Source organism: Kordia antarctica, assembly GCF_009901525.1.
GTDB classification, from domain to species: domain Bacteria; phylum Bacteroidota; class Bacteroidia; order Flavobacteriales; family Flavobacteriaceae; genus Kordia; species Kordia antarctica.
On the sequence record NZ_CP019288.1, the window covers coordinates 540006 to 561584 of the forward strand.

Annotated in this window: 16 protein-coding genes; 10 read left to right on the forward strand and 6 right to left on the reverse strand. The window is 31.8% G+C overall.

Annotated features, from left to right (window positions below):
- Positions 1-14 precede the first annotated feature (14 nt).
- On the forward strand, positions 15-2387 hold the full coding sequence (locus IMCC3317_RS02370; RefSeq protein ID WP_160127905.1) for a hypothetical protein: 2373 nt from the start codon (positions 15-17) through the stop codon (positions 2385-2387).
- Positions 2388-2604: 217 nt separating this feature from the next.
- On the forward strand, positions 2605-2736 hold the full coding sequence (locus tag IMCC3317_RS23760) for a hypothetical protein (RefSeq protein WP_262887075.1): 132 nt from the start codon (positions 2605-2607) through the stop codon (positions 2734-2736).
- A 130-nt stretch (positions 2737-2866) separates the two neighbouring features.
- Here the strand turns inward: IMCC3317_RS23760 and IMCC3317_RS02375 are convergent, their stop codons facing one another.
- On the reverse strand, positions 2867-3502 hold the full coding sequence (locus IMCC3317_RS02375) for a hypothetical protein (protein WP_160127906.1): 636 nt from the start codon (positions 3500-3502) through the stop codon (positions 2867-2869).
- A 958-nt stretch (positions 3503-4460) separates the two neighbouring features.
- Here IMCC3317_RS02375 and IMCC3317_RS02380 point away from each other — a divergent pair.
- Positions 4461-5495, forward strand: coding sequence for a helix-turn-helix domain-containing protein (locus tag IMCC3317_RS02380; protein ID WP_160127907.1), 1035 nt, complete (start codon positions 4461-4463; stop codon positions 5493-5495).
- A 327-nt stretch (positions 5496-5822) separates the two neighbouring features.
- Positions 5823-8816, forward strand: a complete 2994-nt coding sequence (locus IMCC3317_RS02385) for a BspA family leucine-rich repeat surface protein (RefSeq protein WP_160127908.1) — start codon at positions 5823-5825, stop codon at positions 8814-8816.
- 153 nt (positions 8817-8969) lie between these two features.
- Here the strand turns inward: IMCC3317_RS02385 and IMCC3317_RS02390 are convergent, their stop codons facing one another.
- Positions 8970-10742 carry an ABC transporter ATP-binding protein gene (locus tag IMCC3317_RS02390; protein ID WP_160127909.1) on the reverse strand — a complete coding sequence of 591 codons (1773 nt, stop codon included), beginning with the start codon at positions 10740-10742 and terminating at the stop codon, positions 8970-8972.
- Between the two features lie 341 nt (positions 10743-11083).
- On the opposite strand from IMCC3317_RS02390, the gene IMCC3317_RS02395 reads away from it, so the two are divergent.
- Positions 11084-11641, forward strand: coding sequence for a porin family protein (locus tag IMCC3317_RS02395; RefSeq protein WP_160127910.1), 558 nt, complete (start codon positions 11084-11086; stop codon positions 11639-11641).
- Between the two features lie 99 nt (positions 11642-11740).
- Here the strand turns inward: IMCC3317_RS02395 and IMCC3317_RS02400 are convergent, their stop codons facing one another.
- Entirely contained in the window at positions 11741-12301 is a 561-nt protein-coding gene (locus IMCC3317_RS02400; protein ID WP_160127911.1) for a DUF4494 domain-containing protein, read from the reverse strand.
- A 436-nt stretch (positions 12302-12737) separates the two neighbouring features.
- Between IMCC3317_RS02400 and IMCC3317_RS02405 the strand changes: the two genes are divergently transcribed.
- Both IMCC3317_RS02405 and IMCC3317_RS02410 read left to right on the forward strand, forming a co-directional pair.
- A complete protein-coding gene (locus tag IMCC3317_RS02405) occupies positions 12738-13787 on the forward strand; it encodes an ImmA/IrrE family metallo-endopeptidase (protein ID WP_160127912.1) in 1050 nt (349 codons plus the stop codon).
- Positions 13788-13798: 11 nt separating this feature from the next.
- Positions 13799-14302, forward strand: a complete 504-nt coding sequence (locus IMCC3317_RS02410; protein WP_160127913.1) for a hypothetical protein — start codon at positions 13799-13801, stop codon at positions 14300-14302.
- A 211-nt stretch (positions 14303-14513) separates the two neighbouring features.
- Here the strand turns inward: IMCC3317_RS02410 and IMCC3317_RS02415 are convergent, their stop codons facing one another.
- Positions 14514-14849, reverse strand: coding sequence for a winged helix-turn-helix transcriptional regulator (locus tag IMCC3317_RS02415; RefSeq protein ID WP_160127914.1), 336 nt, complete (start codon positions 14847-14849; stop codon positions 14514-14516).
- A gap of 366 nt (positions 14850-15215) precedes the next feature.
- Between IMCC3317_RS02415 and IMCC3317_RS02420 the strand changes: the two genes are divergently transcribed.
- Entirely contained in the window at positions 15216-15731 is a 516-nt protein-coding gene (locus IMCC3317_RS02420; RefSeq protein ID WP_160127915.1) for a GNAT family N-acetyltransferase, read from the forward strand.
- 147 nt (positions 15732-15878) lie between these two features.
- Here IMCC3317_RS02420 and IMCC3317_RS02425 read toward each other — a convergent pair whose 3' ends face one another.
- Both IMCC3317_RS02425 and IMCC3317_RS02430 read right to left on the reverse strand, forming a co-directional pair.
- Positions 15879-16574, reverse strand: coding sequence for a LytR/AlgR family response regulator transcription factor (locus IMCC3317_RS02425; protein ID WP_160127916.1), 696 nt, complete (start codon positions 16572-16574; stop codon positions 15879-15881).
- Entirely contained in the window at positions 16567-17586 is a 1020-nt protein-coding gene (locus IMCC3317_RS02430) for a sensor histidine kinase (protein ID WP_160127917.1), read from the reverse strand. The genes IMCC3317_RS02425 and IMCC3317_RS02430 overlap by 8 nt, the downstream gene beginning before the upstream one ends.
- A 179-nt stretch (positions 17587-17765) precedes the next feature.
- Between IMCC3317_RS02430 and IMCC3317_RS02435 the strand changes: the two genes are divergently transcribed.
- The gene (locus IMCC3317_RS02435; protein WP_160127918.1) at positions 17766-19007 is read left to right on the forward strand and encodes a serine hydrolase domain-containing protein; all 1242 of its coding nucleotides are present in this window, start codon (positions 17766-17768) and stop codon (positions 19005-19007) included.
- Between the two features lie 63 nt (positions 19008-19070).
- Positions 19071-21059 (forward strand): serine hydrolase, encoded by a 1989-nt coding sequence (locus IMCC3317_RS02440; RefSeq protein ID WP_160127919.1) that lies wholly within the window; start codon positions 19071-19073, stop codon positions 21057-21059.
- Positions 21060-21579 lie beyond the last annotated feature (520 nt).

Here is a 21579-nt window from a genome sequence, read left to right on the forward strand (position 1 = left end):
TAAAATCATTTAAAATGAATTATAAAGACTTAAGTTTTCAACGATATCTAGCTGTAAGTTTAGTAGTGTTTTTTTTAACTAATAATCTACGCGCCCAAGGTTTCTTTGAACAAATAGCTGTTAAAAATAATAGCGTAAACTATTTTCCAAGCCAATTAGGTGATAATGGCTGGGTATTGAGATCACAAGATCATATTTCTCAAGTGGGTAAGTTTAATTTTGATAATAGAAGCGAACTTATTATTCAAGGCGGTTCAGGTTTAGGAATTATTGCATTAGATGCAAATAACGAATTTGCTACGGTAGTACAGACAGCGAATAGCTCAACAATACCAGCATCTTCCAGGTTGGGTTGGACTGTTAGTGCAACTGATAAAATATTAGGTGTTGGATATTTCTACCCAAATTATAAGCACGATATTTTAGTACAAAACAATTCCGGATTGGGAATCATAAGTTTAGACAATAACAGCAATTTTTTAACAACAAGTAATATTTCTAGTAACCGAACTTTTGAAGGAGGCTGGCGTTATAATAGGAATGATAAAATTTTAGGAATCGGTGATTTTAATAATGATAATAGAAGCGACTTTATAATTAAAAGTTATACACATATAGGAATCAAAAGTGTTGATGATCAAGGACTTTTTAAAGTAATTACTAGTGGAGTTGACAACTCATATCTAGGCAATTCATTTTGGAGATTAAAATACTCAGATCAAATTTTAGGAGTTGGAGATTTCGATGGAAACAAACGAAGTGACTTTATTATAAAAAGTAATACCAATTTATCCATTCTAAGTTTAGATGAAGATGAAAATTTTACGCGTGTTGCAATAGGAAGTAGAGGTGAGTATTTAGGAGATTCGTACTGGCGATATAAAGCGACGGATGAAATTTTAGGAGTTGGAAATTTTGATGGAGACAATCGAAGTGACTTTATCATAAAAAGTGCAACTAATATATCCGTAATCAGTGTGAACGATTCAGGAGATTTTACTAGAGTTGCCATTGGTGCCGTAGGAGAGTATTTAGGAGATTCGTTTTGGCGGTATAAAACGACGGATGAAATTTTAGAAATTGGTGATTTTGATGGAGACAATCGAAGTGATTTCATCATACAAAGTGATACACATATTGCAATTATTGGTGTAAACGATGCTGGGAATTTTTTTAGTAGCGTTATCCTAACAAAAAATACTGCCTTTAGTAGTTCAGGAATTAGCTTTCCAGCGTCCAATCATTATAAAGGAGTTGGAAACTTTAACGTTGATGATCGTAGTGACTTTATTATTAAAGATAACTACCATCTGAGAATTTTTAACTTCAAGGAAGACATAAATAGATACTTCAACGTTGATGACTGTGATGATTGTACTCGTATTCAAAATGAAGAAATTTCAATAGTAATGAATGAAATGCTAGGTATTAATGGCGGTGATTCTACGGGCAACTACATTAGTAATGCCGCAGCTAAAAAGCCCGTATTATGGGGAAGAAACTGGTATCCAGTCAGAGGAACTAGAGAAATACTATGTGGCACATTTGAAAGCTATGGTGTTACTAAAGGTGTGTTTGATAACGTTAGAGGAGCTAGCGAATATGATTGGAACATAAATATAAACCCTAATCCTAGTTTTGAAAGGTTAATAGACGAAGTAAGACCATATCGAGATGGATCTGATGAGTGGAAATTATGTCGTGGAGAACCTTGCATGGAAGCAGAAGTGACGCCTCCAACTGCGTTAAATGATTTTCATTATTTTATGACAGAACGTGATAGTACCTTATTTCAACAAAATCAACAAATATGTGTTTATGGACCTTGGGTTAGAGAAGAAGTACATGGTAACAGACCAGAAATACATCCTTCGGAATTGCTTTGGTGGGAAAACGCTAATGGATCAAAAGTAATGGTGATGGTAAAAGACGCTTCCGACCGATTTGATGAAGCCAAAAATTTTGCAGATAAACCTCCTAGATTTAAGCCTTGGGCAGCTGGCCCAATGATAAAACAATTTAAAATAGCATTTTCAATTGAATTAGGCACAGAAACAGAACAATTTACGTTAGATGTTGGTAGAAAACATTATGCGAATACCTATAAAAATGCAAGCATATACAAAGACATACTTGCAGGAAGGCGATACGGTCTTGAGAAAAATGGAGAAATTCCAATCCTTGTGATCGAAAGTCTTAAAGCTGATAAATATTTGGGCGTTACATTTGATTCCGTTTGTTACAACGCATCAACTAACCGTCTGCAAGGCTATATATTAGTAAAAGCTCAAATAGGAACTAGAGCTGCTACATTTATGAATGATGCCGAATTGGGTGCATTTTTGGAGATCAAATTAAATAGTGAGACCATTACAATCAGGAGGTAATAACTTTAGGATTTTCTTAGTTTGCAAAGCTTTGTACAGTCTTGGTTTTTTATTTCTTTTTTCATCAAAATAAAAAGATACTAAAATATAAGGAAACTTCATGAAAGTGTAGGAGTGAAGTGAAATAGGAGTATTTGTTTTATTTTTTTGTTGGTTTCGGATTTCCGTAAAGTAATGTCCAAAAACTGAGTTAGTTTTGATGAAATAAAATTTTACAATGAAAATTGAAGCTATTAAACCTGATCCAAAACCGAAGAAAGATGACGGATCTCCAGATAAAAAAAGAAAAGTCAATCCAACAAATAAGCCAAAACATCCAAAGTTAAAACCGCATAAGCCTAATGATTAATTAGCAACCATTTTGTCTATTACATCGTAATTCAATATTTTATTACACAACAACTTTCGTATAAACCTTCCTAACATAAAACTTCTCAGAAAGTAGTTGATGTTAGAAAGGTTTTTAATTTGTTATTGAATTAATACCACCCGCGTATTCCAGAGGTTATGTCATTAAAATTGTATGTTAGTAAATTTGGAACGAATTTTACGGTATGTCTCGGGACACGAAAAGTAAGTGTTCTTCCTCCGTAGTTTCTATGCTCATAAAGTCGAACATAAAAATAAGTGTTAAGAGAATTTGTGATATGAAGAGAAGATATTCTATCGTGCCAAGGAGTCCTATTATTTGCCCGTTGAATATCTCTTAGTTCAGCAACAGCGAAGTTGTTATCTAAACTTATGCGCGGAGTAATCGCTCCTCCAGAACCACTTCTATAATGTGAATGAATAAAAAATGCTGTTCTGGTAGTTCCTACAGGAATTTTACTTCGTATTTCCTTAGGATCGAGTTCATCTAAAAACGCATCTAATTCTTCAGTAGTATCAAATAAATACACTTTATTATCTTCTTCAAGTTCGAATACATTAGCCGTATTTAAAGCGCTTATTATTTCTTCAGTTAAATGAGTCTTGATAAGTTCATCTTTGTCATTTAGTACTGTAGTATACGAAACACCTTTATAAACAATAGAAATTTCTTTCTGTTGTTCAGCATCAGCTGGTGTTGAAACATCTTCTTTAGAGCACGAAGTGATAAAAAAGGCAAAAATCATTAAAAAAATTGACAGTTTAAATTTCATAGTTTTTTTATTTAATTTTAAATATAGTTGCTGCAAACATTTAAAGACACTCACAGTTTATGTCTATTTATTTTAGTGAGATAATACTTATTTAAGTTTTATAAAATTAAGTACAAAATGAACAAGAAAAAAGGAGTAGTCTTTCTGTTTTAAAAAATGAAGTTGTTCAATTTATAAACTGAACAACCCAAAATAATGCAGATGATGAATAGAAAAGAATGAAAACAACAAGTCTTTGTGTTTGCAGAATAATACCAAATGAATTTAATCAGTCATTATGAAGTTTATTTGGTATAATTGTGTCTTGCAAAAAGAATACACCAAAGAATTTAAGTATAATATACAGCTAGCTTTCCCCTAGTAATTTTGGGAATGCTAGAATATACTTTTGTAGGTAATGAATTATACTCAGTTAAAAAATGGATCTCTAGTGTAATAAACAAAATAATGTATTTGTACTTATGTTATGTAACTTGAGCTCGGTGAAAGCGAAAGTTATTTTTACTGTTTCTTAAAAAATTTATCTCAAAAGTTTCTCCTACAATGTTAATGAAACCGTTTGCGGTTCACGAGTACTTATTTGTTAAAATAAAGTGTGCGCGTGCACTCTTTTACGAAACGACGATAGGAGTGAAGTGGAATGTGTGTGGAATGAATTTAACAATATATTCATGGTTTTTGCTCAGCGTAAGTCTGTTAAAAGCTTTATATTGCAATTTTTGGAAATTCTTATAGATAAATTCAATTTGTAAGCAATCATCAATATTAACATTATTATCTTTTGAATAACATTCTCCTTATTATATCTGTTTTCGGTTTTGTTGTAACCATAAATCTATTTATAAAAAAACGGACTATAAATAAATCCATACTATTTTTAGCTTTTTTCTATCTTATATATTCCATATACATATTACAAACTTATATTATAGTGTCTAATTTAATTAGTGACTATAAATGGTTTTATGTTTGGCCACTTCCCATCTATAGCCTAATTAGTGTTCCTATGTATTTCTATTTTGTTAGTACTATTAAAAATAGTTTTAAATGGAAATGGATCTATTTACTATTGTTTATACCTTTTTTGTTAAGTATAATAGATGTTATTATAGTATATGCTAGCCCAAACCATACGTATGATACCATAATAGAACTAGCCATCAACAATCCAACGGAGAGGTTTAATGCTAAATATGGTCTATTGCATTTAAACCAACATTATGTAATAAGACATGTATGGCAGTTTTTTGCGCTAATAGCTATATTGCCAATGTTATTAAAATTTATTCGTTCTGTCAGATTAGGAAGTTCATCTAAAATTATTCAAATACGTTGGCTTATAATATTATATGTTTTGTTGTTTTTAATGTCATTAATAGCTTCCATCTATGGTATTGAAAGAATTTTTAATCTCCATATAATTTCATTTTTGCAGGATAATGCTAGACTAATACAAGTTACGCTTTATGTGACCTTGTTTTTAATAGCAATAATTCCTATTTCATTTCCTTCTATTCTATATGGTTTACATATAAACGGAACTAATGATCGTCTGACTAATAAAGTCAAACCAACTAAGCAACCTAAAAATGTGCAACAGGAACCAAAATATGGACTAAATATTGAAGACATAAAAAGTAAATTAGAACACATCGAAAAACAGGAACATTTTATAAACCCAGATTTTGATTTAAATAAGTGTGCGCAACTATTAGATATTCCTACACATCATTTGTCTCACTTTTTAAAACAAAATTTAAACTTGAGTTTTTCTTCCTATAGAAATACTTTAAGAATAACAAAAGCTAAAAGTTTAATTGTTGATGGTTATTTAAACTTAAATACGATTGATGCTTTGGCTTTACATTGTGGGTTTGCAAATAGAAGTTCGTTTGGTAAAGTATTTAAAAAATCTACAGGTTTTAGTCCAGGGACCTATTTGCAATCTATTCAAAATAATAATTAATTATTTGCTGTCAATAGTGTAATTTATATCATAAATAGGGTTTTTTCGTGTTCAAATCTTATTTAAACACATATATATTTCTCACAAACCAATAATTTCTTCAAAGTCCATTCTGTAGATTTTTTTATACTTATAACTTGCTGATTTTTAAAGTCTTAATCTAGCATAAATGCTTAATTTTTTCGACCTGATAATCTATTTATAGAGTGTCAAAATCTAATTTAGACGCATATCTAAAGTATGCTACTTACGTATTTCATCGATATTTTCGGTATGTTTGGCGATGTTATAAAATAATTCAATAACATATTTAGCCCCAAATACATTATGAAAAAAATCCCTCTATTCTTAGTTGCGTTGTGTTTCTTTACAATTGGAAACCTAACTGCACAAACCGAGTTCATTACCACTTGGAAAACTGACAACCCTGGAACTTCTACTACAACTTCTATTACCATACCAACTACTGGAACTGGTTATAGCTACGATGTTGATTGGAATAACGATGGTACTTATGACGATTTTGGCGTAACTGGCAGTATCACGCACGATTATACAATTGCTGGTACATATACAATAGCCATACAAGGAGCTTTTCCAAGTATATATTTTAATAATCAAGGAGACAAAGGCAAAATTTTGTCTGTAGAACAATGGGGAACTCAACAATGGAGTTCTATGGCCAATAGTTTTTATGGCTGTTCAAACCTTGTAGTAAATGCAGCCGACGTGCCTGATTTATCATTAGCAACTAGTACGGCTAGGGCATTTCAAAATTGTAGTAGTTTTAATCAGTCTATAAATGCTTGGGACATGAGCACTATTACCGAAACAAATAGTATGTTTGCTGGAGCAACAAGCTTTAACCAACCGCTTAATTCATGGGATGTGTCAAATGTTACCAACATGAGTATCATGTTTTATGATGCAACGGCTTTTAATCAGCCAATAGGTAATTGGGACGTTAGTTCTGTAACATCTATGAGAAATATGTTTAGTCAAGCTTCGATATTCAATCAACCAATTGGGAACTGGAATGTAAGTTCAGTAACTACTTTTGGTTCAATGTTTTACAGAGCTGTTGAGTTTAATCAACCGCTTGGAAGCTGGGACGTTAGTTCAGCAACAGATTTGTTAGGAATGTTTTATGATGCATTTAAATTTAATCAAAATATAAACACTTGGGACGTAAGTAGTGTGACTACTATGAATAGAATGTTTTGGAGAGCACTTGATTTTTCTTTTCCGCTAGATAACTGGGATGTTAGTGCTGTTACTGATATGGAATTAATGCTTGCTACAGCAAATAGTTTTAATCATCCAATAGGCAATTGGAATGTTAGCAACGTGACAACTATGCGTGGTATGTTTGCGGATAATAATGGTTTTAATCAAGATCTTAGTAATTGGGATGTCTCTAATGTAACCAATATGGAATTAATGTTCAGACAAACAACAAGTTTTGATCAGAGCCTTGGTGCATGGGACATTAGTTCTGTAACGAACATGGGAATTATGTTTATAAACTCATCGATCTCACTTGAAAATTATGACAACACCTTAATTGGATGGAACACTTTAGACACTGTTGGAGGAGAAACACAAATACCAACAGGTATTACATTTGATGGTGGATCTAGTCAGTATTGTGATGGTGAAACAGCCAGAGATAACCTAACAGCAACACATAGTTGGACAATTACTGATGGTGGAAAATTTTGTGATCCAACAGTTTATTTTATTACTAGCTGGAAAACAGATAACCCAGGAACTTCTACTACAACTTCTATCACTATACCAACTACTGGAACTGGTTATAGCTACGATATTGATTGGGAAAACGATGGTACATTTGACGATTTAGGTGTGACAGGAGATATCACGCACGATTATACTGTGGCGGGAACGTATACTGTTGCTATTAAAGGAGCTTTTCCAAGTATATATTTTAATAATCAAGGAGATAAAGACAAAATCTTGTCTGTAGAACAATGGGGAGCACAACAATGGAGCTCTATGGCCAATAGTTTTTATGGCTGTTCAAACCTTGTAGTAAATGCAGCCGACGTGCCTGATTTATCATTAGCAACTAGTACGGCTAGGGCATTTCAAAATTGTAGTAGTTTTAATCAGTCTATAAATGCTTGGGACATGAGCACTATTACCGAAACAAATAGTATGTTTGCTGGAGCAACAAGCTTTAACCAACCGCTTAATTCATGGGATGTGTCAAATGTTACCAACATGAGTATCATGTTTTATGATGCAACGGCTTTTAATCAGCCAATAGGTAATTGGGACGTTAGTTCTGTAACATCTATGAGAAATATGTTTAGTCAAGCTTCGATATTCAATCAACCAATTGGGAACTGGAATGTAAGTTCAGTAACTACTTTTGGTTCAATGTTTTACAGAGCTGTTGAGTTTAATCAACCGCTTGGAAGCTGGGACGTTAGTTCAGCAACAGATTTGTTAGGAATGTTTTATGATGCATTTAAATTTAATCAAAATATAAACACTTGGGACGTAAGTAGTGTGACTACTATGAATAGAATGTTTTGGAGAGCACTTGATTTTTCTTTTCCGTTAGATAACTGGGATGTTAGTGCTGTTACTGATATGGAATTAATGCTTGCTACTGCGAATGACTTCAATCAGCCGATAGGTAATTGGGATGTTAGCAACGTGACAACTATGCGTGGTATGTTTGCGGATAATAATGGTTTTAATCAAGATCTTAGTAATTGGGATGTTTCTAATGTAACCAATATGGAATTAATGTTCAGACAAACAACAAGTTTTGATCAGAGCCTTGGTGCATGGGACATTAGTTCTGTAACAAACATGGGAAGTATGTTTATAAATGCTTCAATCTCACTTGAAAATTATGACAACACCTTAATTGGATGGAATACGTTAGACACTGTTGGAGGAGAAACACAAATACCAACAGGTATTACATTTGATGGTGGATCTAGTGTGTACTGTAATGGTGAAATTGCTAGAATTAACTTAACTACTAATCATAGCTGGACGATTACTGATGGTGGTTTGGATTGTTCTACATTGGATGTGAATGATTTTGATACAACTGAGATTGTTTTATATCCAAATCCTGTGAACACAAGTTTTACAATTAAAGGTCTTGACAATAACATATATAACTTACAAATTATAAACTTGCAAGGTCAAGTGGTTAAAGAGCTAGATTATAATAATCAAATACCAGTTTCTATAGAAACTTTGGCAAATGGCGTTTATTTTGTGAAGTTACATTCAGACAATAAGACTAAAACAGTAAAGATTATTAAATCTAACTAAGTCAATTTTTTAAAAGAATAATATCAGTTTTCCAAAAGGAGTCAATCTAACATTAGATTGGCTCTTTTTAATTATACTATTATCCTCAAATAATAACACTTTGGGATACTACGATTTACTAAAACAATAAAAAACTAACACATCGATAATCACTTAAATTTTAGATTGATACGTATACAATTCATAATACCTACCTTGTTTGGCAATCAATTGGTCATGAGTTCCACGCTCTACAATATGTCCGGCTTCGATGACTAAAATTTGATCCGCTTGTTTAATAGTGCTCAAACGGTGTGCAATCACAATGGTAGTTCTGTCTTTAATTAATTTCGCTAAACTTTTCTGAATTAACGCCTCACTTTCAGTATCTAAGCTCGAAGTTGCTTCGTCCAAAATAATAATCTTCGGATTTGCCAAAATAGCACGCGCAATCGCTAAACGCTGTCGTTGTCCGCCAGAAAGTTTTACGCCTCTTTCTCCGATTAACGTATCTAACCCTAAATCAAATCTGTCGGTAAATTCGTTTACATATGCTGCATTTACGGCATTTAATAAGTCAGTTTCTGTGGCATCTGGTCTTGGAAATAGAATGTTTTCACGAATTGTACCTTCAAATAAAAATTCATCTTGTAAAACCACGCCTAAGTATTGACGATAACTACTCAATTTAATCTGTGATAAATCTTGATTATCAATAGTGACTTTACCAGATTGTGGTGTTAAAAATGTAGCTGATAATCCTGCAATAGTTGATTTTCCAGAACCCGAACTTCCTACCAAAGCTGTTATAGAACCAGCTGGTGCTTTAAAATTAATATTATGCAACACTTCTTTTCCTTCTTCATAAGAAAATGAAACATCATCAAATTCAATAGTTCCTTTTAGATTCTCTAATTGAATAGTTCTATCTTCATTATCCTCTTCAGCAGTCATATTCATGAGTTCTTCCGTTCTATCTAAACCTGCCAATGCTTCCGTTAACTGACTTCCAATATTACCCATTTGTACAATAGGAGCAACCATGAATGCTATAAGAAATGTGAATTTTATAAAATCGCCAAAAGTCATCGTTTCTTGAATCATATAATAGCCGCCAATTCCCATAACGCCAGTAGTTGCCACACCTATTAAAAAGGTGGAAGAACTCGTCATTAAGGCGGTTGCTGTCATACTTTTTTTGACATTTGTAAAAATATTTGCTACTCCTTTTTCAAAAACTTTACTTTCTTGATCTTCGGCATTAAAGGCTTTTATCACACGAATACCCGATAAAGTTTCGGTTAATCGTCCTTTAACTTCTGCATTAATTTTCCCTCTGGCTCTAAAAATTGGGCGAATATATTTGAATGATTTTAAGGCAATAATTCCAAAAATTGATAAAGGGATAAAAGTAAAAAGCGTCATCCAAACGTTCATTTTCAGTAAAATGACTAAGGTTAGAATGGCAGTAAACGTTCCGCCAACCAATTGCACTAATCCTGTTCCTATAAGATTTCGAACACCTTCCACATCACTCATAATTCTAGAAACCAACGCACCCGATTTTGTATTATCGAAAAAACTAATTGGCAACGACAATACCTTCTTTTGCACTTGGGCACGCAATTCACTAATCAAATATTGTGCTTGTATACTCAACACTTTCGTGAGCAAAAAAGAGGTAATTGCTTGCACTAAAATAGCTCCAAGAACAATAAAAATCAATGTATACAGTTGATTATAATCTTTGTTAGGTACAACTTCATCTAACAGCACTTTACTTTGTAGTGGCAACACAAAACCTGACAAACTCCTAATAATTATCAATAGTAAGCCGATAAAAACCAAATTTCGCCGAGGCCAAATAATAGTTTTAAAAGCCTGTTTCATGGTCACTTTTGGCTTTGATTTGTTTGTATTCTTTGTTGTTTCTTTAAGATGTCTCATATGTGCAAGTAATACTATAATCTGCAAAAATAGGCATTATCGTATGATTAACTGTTTAAACTGAATTTACATGTTTTAAATAATACCAAATTTTAAAAATGAAGGTATAGTATTTGTGTGTTCTGCCAACAAAGAACATGCTGAAACTGCCGAAGTTTATTTTAATAAATATCTTAGAAAATAATACTCTTTTAGCATCATAAGGTAAGTTTAACACTTTTTAACTAACTATATATCAGCTGTTTGTTAAAATTGGTTAAAAAAGTTAAATCAGTTATAAAGAGTAAACAAAGGCTCCTAATTTTCTTTTCTTTTGTTTCAAACAAATTAAATTTTAAACAATGAAAAAAATTTTACTTATTACCGTGATGACCATTTTTGGATTCACACATGTTACTGCGCAAGATGTTGAATTTGGAGCTAAAATTGGCGCCAACTTTGGATCAATTTATGGAAACAACACTGAAAATATTGATCCTATACTTAGTATTATTAATTTTGGTTTTTATTCTGAAATACCACTTACTAAAAAATTCTCTTTTCAGCCAGAAATAATGTATTCAATTCAAGGTTTTAGTGTGGACGATAAGATAACAAGACTAAATTATCTGAATCTTCCGTTAATGGGAAAATATTATCTGACAAGAAAATTAAGTGTAGAAGCAGGTCCACAAGTTGGGTTTTTGCTTTCTGCTAAAGGTCCTATGAGAAATGTAAAAGACAATTTTAAAACATTAGATTTTGGTGTAAACTTTGGCTTAGGTTATAAACTAGATAACGGATTAAACTTTAGCGCACGCTACAATTTAGGATTATCAAATATTAATGATGTAAATGGTTCATCTGATAAGTTAAGAAATGGTATGCTACAAGTTACTGTTGGCTATTCATTTTTCTAATTTCGTATTATTCTTTACTGATATAAAGTTTGAAATAAAAAACCTGAACAATACGATTATTGTTCAGGTTTAAGCTATTTTTTTAACGGTCAATGTCGGTTACTCAGCTGAAGTTGTAAGAGAATCGGCTAGTTCTAATTTTTCATCCGTTGTATTATGTACAGGAACAGAATCTTTCAATGCTATAAACTTTTCCAAATCTTTTGTTTCGCTTTCTTCACCAGAAAAATAAGGAAATACGTCCATAATAGGCGATTCAGCAACCGCTGGAATAGTATATTCTGCCATCGTATCTTTCATTGCGATTACGGTATTTTCAAACGCTTCTTTTACATCATTTCCTTGTATCAATAAATATAAATTTGTTTTACGCTCTTTACCACTTTCTTCATCAAAGGCAATCATTGCGACTTTACATTTAAACCATCTATCAGAATTCTCAAACGGATGTATTTCAGCATAATTAGCCACTTTAATATTCGTAATCTTAATTTCTTCGCCTTCTCTCAAATAGGCAGCCATTTCTTCTGTAATTCTACTTTCGGCTTCCGTGTAAGAAACAGCATCTACCAAAAAAGGTTCTGTTGTGATCTTTTGCGCACCTGTCGCTTCATCAAGTTTTCTATATTTTACCTTGCATTCATACCATGTAGCACTCATATCTTTTTGTTTTAAGGATGCCAAATATAGGATTTTGTTTTAGGCGAAAAAGTTAAAAATTGGGATAGATATTCACAATTTTGATAAGGATTTTATACTTGTTTTAGTTTGAGGAAGTTAGGGGTTTGTTAGGTTGGGATTGGTGTGATGAGATTGTGAAGTAATAAAGAACTTAGAAATATTATATGAATCATTTTGTTAGTATATTTTTAAAAGTTAGGTGAATTTACCTAACTTTATTATATTTGCGTATAATTTAGTGTTTTTTAATATGTAAATTTACCCAAGAATGAACGAAGATTCAGATTTCATTGAAGCTTTTAATCGATTAATCGAACCATTACACATTGCAGATAATAGTAGTAAACAGCCTTTTAGTATACTTTTTAAAAGAAGGATTGATGAGTTAGGAATAACACAAAGTAGAGTTGAAGCAATGCTTAGTATTGAAAAGAAAAGCTTAAACAATATTTTAAATAAGGAAGCAAAACGTGTTGGCATTATTACTATAATCAAGTTGGCACAATTTTTAAATTTACCAATAAGTGATTTTGTTAAAGTATATCTGCAAGAATTACCAAGTGAACAGATTGGAGATATAGAAAAAGCAAAAAAAAATAATTTTATAGTTCAAAATTTTGATTTACCTCAATTACACAAAAAGAAATTCATTTCTTCTAAAACAGATTATGATTTAATTGAAAACAGAATAGTAAAATTCTTTGGTTTGAATTCTATCTATGATTTTGCAAAAGAAGTTGTAACTCCAGCTTTTAGTAGAACAAAAAGAAGTTCCAGTGATTTAATGAGAGAGTTTTGGGTGCAATCTGCACTTTATCAATTTAAACTTTTGGAAAACCCAAATTCATATAGCAGAGAACAGCTAATTGATTTAATCCCCAAAATTCGCTCTTATACTAAAAACGTAAAAAAAGGTTTAGTTACTGTTGTAAAAGCACTTTTCTCTATAGGTGTTACTGTAATTTATCAAGAATCATTACCAAACATATCTGTTAGAGGTGCAACCTTTGTAGTCGATGGAAAACCTTGTATTGTGATAAATGATTTATACAAAAGATATCCTACTTTATGGTTTTCATTAATGCACGAATTACACCATGTTCTATATGACTTTGATGAAATACAACAAGTTAAATATCACTTAACAGGAGAACCAGACTTATGGTTGAAAGAAGAAAAAGCAAATAATTTTGCGCGAGAATATTTATTTAATGAAAAACGGTCTAAATACATATTGCCTTTTATTAATGAATCTGTTCTCGTTAAAGAATACGCTGAAAAATCACAGGTACATTCCAGCATAATTTATAACTTTTACATGTACGATACTAATCGTTGGGGGAAATTTAAAAACCAAATGCCCGATATCAATTTAGCTATTAATAGTTTAAATGTAAACATTTGGGAAAATGAATCTGTTGAAGAAACAACAGAAAAATTAAAAAAAGAAATATTCAATATTTAATAGTACAGATGATGAGTGATAATAAAAAAAGCAATCAAAAGAAAGAATCAGAAAAACTTTTAGAGCAAGAAGAATTAGAAAGAATGATGCTTATTTCTAAAGCTGATGAAGTAGTAGGAGAGCAGTTAACAATTGATACAGAAGGAATACTGCAAACTGAAAATGAATTAAAGAAATTTGCTTTAGGAGATATTGATGACCCAGAAAGGAAATACGATATTTATTATAAAGGTATTAGTAAGTTGCTTTTAAAGCATTTGCCAGAAGGTAAAGGTTATAAAAAAGCAAGAGATTTTATCTATGAAGAAAAGAATACTTATTTAACTAGAGGTCATAGAATTGATGAAAAAGGTATTCGTGGAGCAGATAGTAGAATGGGACATATTGAAGATGCAGATAAAATTTTAGAACTAATTACACATTGGATTATTAAAAAAGGTTCCATGGTTGATTTATATTCAACGATAAGAGATTTGAATATTAAGTTAGGTTATGGTAAACCAAGTCACGAATAGAAGAAAAAGATAAGAAAAGGTTTTAAAAAAATCTTCTGCTAATGGTAATGGAGCAATTTTTATACAAGTGAGTTTACGCTGAGCCTTTCGACAAACTCAAGATAAACTTTATCGAAGTGTAGGAGCGAAGTGGGAATCTGTATGGAATGGGATTATACTTCTAAAAAATCTTTCTAGAATCAGCACTTGAAAACCCGTATAGTTTTTTATATTAATCGACTTTATGTTCAATTACATAATTTCCCCAATCTATAATAACTTGTATTACGGGTAATAGAGTTTCGCCAAACTCGGTTAAGGAGTATTCTACTTTTAGCGGTGGTTTTGAGGTATAAACTTTTCTCTTGATGATTCCATCTTTTTCCAATGTTTTTAACTGTAAACTCAAGGTGCGTTCAGTTATCCAAGGTATTTTCTTTCTAAGTTCATTATAGCGTAATGTATTATTTTTCAGATGGTATATGATAACAGTTTTCCATTTCCCACCAATAATTCCCATTGCTAAACTTGTACAGCAGGGATATTCTTTTCCATTGAATTTGTGCATATTCCCAATTTAATTAAACTATCATTTTTGACCGTTATTGTAAATATAAGATAATATACTTACTATTGTAGCTATATTAAGTATAGTATTAAGTTATAAAATGAAAACATCTGAAATCTCAAAAAAAAAGATAACTTATGAACCCATTAATAATTGATAGTATTGGATACATTGCTTTAGTGATTAATCTATATTCTATGTCCACCAAAGGTGAGTATAAGTTGAGACTAATTTCACTAATTGCGAATATGGGTTACATTTTATATGGCGCATTAATTAGCGCTACTCCAATAATAGTAGGATGCACAATTGCAGTGTTTCTCCATGGATTTCACATAAGAAGATTACGAATAAAAAATAATAAAAATGATTAAAATAAAAAAAGCCAACGAAGCAGATATAGAAGTTTTAGCACTTTTAGGACGAATAACATGGGCTGAATCTCATGGTCATTATTTAGATGATAAAAACACGCTATTAAAATATCTTGACGAGAATTTTTCAGTAAATAAAACAACGCAAGAACTAAATGACTCTAATAAACTGTTCCATATTATGTATGTAGATGATTTACCTGTTGGTTATGTGAAATTAGTAGTAAATGCTACACAAGAAAATGTTGCTTCACAAAACAGTTGTCGATTAGAACGAATTTTCATCCTAAATGATTTTATACCCTTAAAAATTGGAAAACAGTTACTAACTTTTGTTGAAGAGCAAGCCAAAGCATTACAATTAGATACCATGTGGCTTTCCGTTTACATAAAAAATAATAGAGCCATAAGGTTCTATGAAAAAAATGAATTTAAAAACGTTGGAGAATTAAATTTTATAGTCAATGGAAAATCTTATGAAAATATCGTGTTCTCTAAAAAAATATAAGTAAAACAACTTACTTATCTCTTTTCCTTCTTATTAGAGCTATCAAATAGGAGCTTAGTGGAATGTGTGTGAAACCGAAAAGATTGAGGTTCATGAACTCAGCTAAAAAATAATAGGAAAGATGTGAGTAAATGGAAATTAACTATTTTATATTTTTGCTAAACCTTCCAATTTTTCAAAAACAATAACCTTATACATAGCACTGACTGGGACTTTATTATTTTCAATTAATACATGTGTTTTGGTTGCTTTTGTCACTCTATCCAAATTGGTAATGTATGATTTATGTGTGCGTTGAAAATTTTCAGATAATAAGGTAGTAATATTAATAAGTGTTTCGGAAATAAGATACATTCTTGAATCGGTAAAGATTTTTAAATAATTTCCAAAACTCTGAATATACAAAATTGATTCAAATGAAATATTAACAGGCATGCCATCATGTTTTATTTGAAGTTCTTCACTTCCGCTATTTTTTTTGGGTTGTATTATTTTTGAAGCTGAAACTTTATTTATGGCTTTTAAAAAACGTTCAATTTTTATAGGTTTTAATAAATAATCTACAACACCATAATTATAACTTTCTAATGCATATTCAGAATAAGCAGTAGTTAAAATAACCTTAGGTGGTTTTATCATAGAACGCAAAATTTCCATACCATTCAGTTCAGGCATTTCTATATCAAGAAAAATGAGATTTAGGTCATTTTGCTGAATAAAATTAATGAATTCAAGCGGATTTCCTGTACTTACTACTAATTCAAAGTTGTCAATTTTAGAACAATAGTCTTCCAACACTTTACGTGCTAGTATTTCGTCATCTATAATACCAACTTTAATCATTAACTGCTTTTTTAAATTTTGAAACTGCTAAATCAATAGATAAATTTACATGATATTTTTTTTCTTTATCAGCAATTTTCAATATGTGAGAGTTAGGATATAAAAGATTTAAACGTCTTCTCACATTTTCAAGACCCAGTCCTATTCTTTTCAATGAAGAAACTTTGTGAGGCTTAGAATTAACTACGCAAAAATGAAGCGTGTTGTTTTTTATAGAAACAGAAATATCAATAGTACTCTGTTCATTTGTACTTTGGGCACCATGTTTAACAGCATTTTCAACAAAAGGGATGAGCAACATTGGAGCAATCATTAAGCCTGATAAGTCTCCTTTAATTAAAAACTCAACAGTACAACGTTTACTTAATCTTTTTTCTTCAAGTAACAAATAATTTTCTACAAACTCAATCTCTTCTTTTAATAAAACAAACTCTTTTTTAGAACTCTCTAATTGATATCTCATTAATTCTGAGAGTTGCATGACAAGATCAGGAGTTTCTGGCGATTGTTCTCTAGAAAGGGAATAAATACTATTCAATGAATTGAATAAAAAATGAGGATTCACCTGTTCTTTTAAATAGGTAAGCTCCATCTCTTTTTGTAATTTTTCTTTCTCAGCATTTTCTCTTTGGATGATCATATTTCTTCTTAAAAAAAAAGCAGCCATACCAGTACCTGTGGTATAAAAATGAAATAAAGAAGTTTTAGTAACACCAGCCCAGTTGTTATTAGCATAAGCTTCTAAATATGCCACAAGAAATATACTCCCAATGAGTAAAAGTCCGTATATAAAATATCTTTTCTTATCAAAAAAGTAAGGAATAAGAACAAAATGATTTATCCATATAACTGCCATAATATTAATGGCATATTTAAATCCCCATAAAAAAAAAGAAAAAGGCGTGTCATATCGATCTGCAATCATCCATCCACTTAATAGTTCAAGGATGAGCACCAATAAAAAGGCTCCTATATTTATAAGGATTGTATTCTTTAATGACTTTTCAAACATATGTTCATTTAAAAATTAGATAAATATACCATCTATGAATAGAAATTATCTAAATTATTATACAAAAGCGTGATATCAATGACGAAATGACTTTATCATTTAATTGTTGTGTTTATCCTATTTAAGAAATTAAACCTAGACAATACTATATCTTTAGTCAACATTTAATTAAAAATAATATGAAAAACAGTATCTCAGTTCTCTTCATCATAATTCTTTTTCTAGCATGTAAAAATGAGCCAAAAAAGGACGCTGATATCGTAAACAATACCAGCCCAAAATATGAAACGTATAATTATGCTGGATTTACGCAAGAAGAGAAGTACGCATTCCATAAACATATGTACGAAGGCGGCAATTGGACAGTTTATGGTGATACGGAGCGTTATTTTTACCTAAACTTCTCCGAAATTGGGAATCACTCACGCATACTTAGGTCAGATACACCAAAAATTTTGGAAGAAACACCAAGAGATGATATAAAAAATTTCAGTACTCCAACAGATTTAAAAAAAGGAGGCGGACTATCATTAAACGACTATGTACAGCAAGTAGAAGTTAATGGGTTAATAATAATTCATAAAGGCAAAATCGTCTTTGAAGGCTATCCGAGAATGTTCCCAACCGATTTGCATATTAATATGGTAATCACCCAAACTTTTGTGAGTACTTCAGTTGCCATTCTTGAAGATAGCCATTTAATAGATACGAGCAAACCCATTGATTACTACTTTGAAGGGCTTAAAAATTCAGGTTGGGAAGGTGTTCCAGTACTAGATATTCTTAACATGAGTTCCGGAATTGATCGTATACCATTGGAGAACTATGAGAAAAGTTTTGACCCAATTAAAGATTTAGCTACAGCAAAATCTGCTAGACCATCAGGAACGAAGCACCAATGGTCGAATGCCGATGCTATGGTATTAACGCTACTAGTTGAAAAAATTAGTGGTCTTACCTTTCGCGATTTTGTGGAACAAGAAATATGGAAAAAGATAGGTACAGAACATAGTGCCCTTTTAGCAATCAATGCTAATGGAACCTCTATTTCTTATGCCGATGGAATGTCCACAACTCTTAGAGATCTTGCCAGATTTGGTCTTGCTTTTACGCCTAGTGGTAGAAAGGACGCCAATCCATTAATTTCTGATGCGCATTTATCTAAAATCCGAGATGTAAATAAAAACCTCAATATGTCACGGGATTTAGAAGAAAAGAAATATAGCAGCTATCAATGGGGCGCAGTATACGATGATGGCGATTTTTATAAAGGTGCACATGGAGGTCAAGGTCTTTATATATCACCTGCGAAAGATTTAGTAATTGCATTTTTCGGAACTTCCAATACGGATCGTCAACGAAATCAACTTGATGTCATTTCGCGACAGCTTTCCAAATCTGGACTGTTTGATCTTGAATAAAATGACCTACAAAGTAAAAGTTAACTATATACGAATGCCTATCACTAATAAAAGAAGACACATATGAAAGCAATTAAAATATTAATACTGTCAATCACTATTTTTTCAAATACTGCTCTTGCGCAGGAAAATAGTACAAAAGAATTCGTATCCAATGTAGAAGGTTCTTCTTTAGTATTACCACAAATACAAGTAATCCCGATAAAGGATACTAAAAATGACAGGCAATATGAATTGTATATTAAGCTACCAGAAGGGTATTCAGAAAATAATGATATTCAATATCCAGTGATTTACTATACAGATGCGATATGGCATGTTGAAATACTATCTGCCTCCACAGAATATATGCTAGAAGATGTAATTCTAGTTGGAATTTCTTGGCAAAAAGACATAAATGAAGACCTAAAAAAAGAGAGAGGAGCGCATATAAGTCGGTTCCGAGATTATAGTAGTCGTAAATCAACTAAACCTAAAATTCAAGCAAAATACCAATTAGGACAAGCTAATAAACATTTAGACTTTATTCGCAATGATGTCATTACCTATGTTGACAAATCCTATCGAACTGACCCAAATAGTCGTACTTATTTCGGCTATTCAATGGGTGGAGAATTTGGTACTTACATACTACTGTCTCAACCAGATACCTTTAACAATTACATTCTTGGCAGTCCATCGATCAAAAATGATGTTCCTTATTTAACTGAACTTAATACTAAATTTGGACCTTTCGATGCATCAAATAGAAATTCGAGTCTGAAGGCTAATGTTTTTATTTCACGTGGCTCATTAGAAAAAGAGATGGTTGAACCTATCGAGGAATTTATTATATTACTAAAAGATAGAAGAGATGGCGGTTTGTCCGTACATAAAGAAGTGATTTATGGTAATCATGGAACTGCATTCCCTATGACAGCAGTTCGAAGTGTCGCTTGGTTGTCATCCTTAATGAATCATGTTTCAAGTGACAATTATGACGTCTCATTCTGGGATATTCCACACCTCAATAATGCATTTATTAGCACAACTCCAGAGGATAGAAAAGATGGAATATCAGTTGATACATTAGCGGTAAATAGCAATGATCGAAACGCAATTCTCAAACTCTCTCAAGATATTTTTGATGGCAAACATGGAAGCTATGATGCGTTACTCATTTCACACAAAAACAAATTAGTTTTTGAATCCTATTACAAAAAAGGGCGTATCAACTTACCGCATGGACAGGCATCAGCAGTAAAAGCGTATACCAGTTTGGTATTGGGAAGAGCTATTCAGCTCGGTTATCTGACCATGGAAGACCTAGACAAACCTTTGATTCATTTTTTTAAAGAGTTGAATCCTGAAAAATTTACTAAAGGAGCAGAAAAAATTACACTCCATAAAGCATTGACGATGCACGGAGGACTGAATATAGATAGAGATGCATGGAAAGAAATTGAGAAAGATTCCGTTCAATTAAAAGGTCATGGGTTGGTTCAGATGCTTCTTGAGCAAAGCGGACCTATAACCTCAGAGTCTCAGACTTATTTGTACGGTAATTACAATCCAATGTTGGTGATGGCGGTCATTGACGCCGTTGTCCCTGGAACTGCTGAGGACTTTATTAAAACTGAGTTACTTGACAAACTCGGTATTACAAATTATAAATGGTCAACTCATATGAGTGGTTTGCCAGAAGCAGGTTGGCGTGCAAGTATCATGTCTCGCGACATGCTCAAATTGGGTCATTTAGTTCTCAATAAGGGTAAACTAAAAGGCGAACAGCTTATTTCTGCAGAATACCTTGCCAAAGCCACCAGTGGAATTGTGAAACCTACTCAAGATTGGATGCCTAAAGACTATCGTTTCGGTTATTTTTGGTATCAAACAATTATAACGGTTGGCAATAAAAGGTATGATACCACATTTGCTTGGGGAGGCGGAGGACAACGGGTAATAGTCATAGAAGAACTTGACTTAACTATTGTAATTTCTGGTCATGATGGAGAAGATAAAATAATGACTCAAATTTCTGAAATTATTATACCAGCGTTTGTTAAAGAATAATTCCTGTAAAAACAAACCTAACATTTATGAACCTGAACTAGCTTCGGGTTTTTTTTTATTAGATTTTTTATTTTCAATACGAAGTATCCACTAGAATCTTCGTATTTAAAAATGTATTATAATGTTCTTGATAATTATTTTTAAAAAAGCAATAAAGCGTTTGTGCGCAATAACTGCGAAGCAATCACGATACAAAATACTAGCGTGTCATTATATCTACAATTATGCTAAATACGCAGTATTCGCTATTTTACTAATCTAACACATTTGTATTATAATGTTCTCGCGTTATATTACTTTGCGTTGGCATACTACAATTTCTTAAAAAATTCTTACTAAAAAGTTTCTTCACAAAAGGTACTAGAACAATTTTTATACAAGTGACATAGGAGCGAAGTGGAATAGTTGTGGAATGAGATAAATATTACATATATTATCTTGTAATACGGGTTTCCGTAAAATGTTACTTGTTAAAATAGCTTATATTTACAATGACTTAATTTATAAAAGTAGTTGTTAT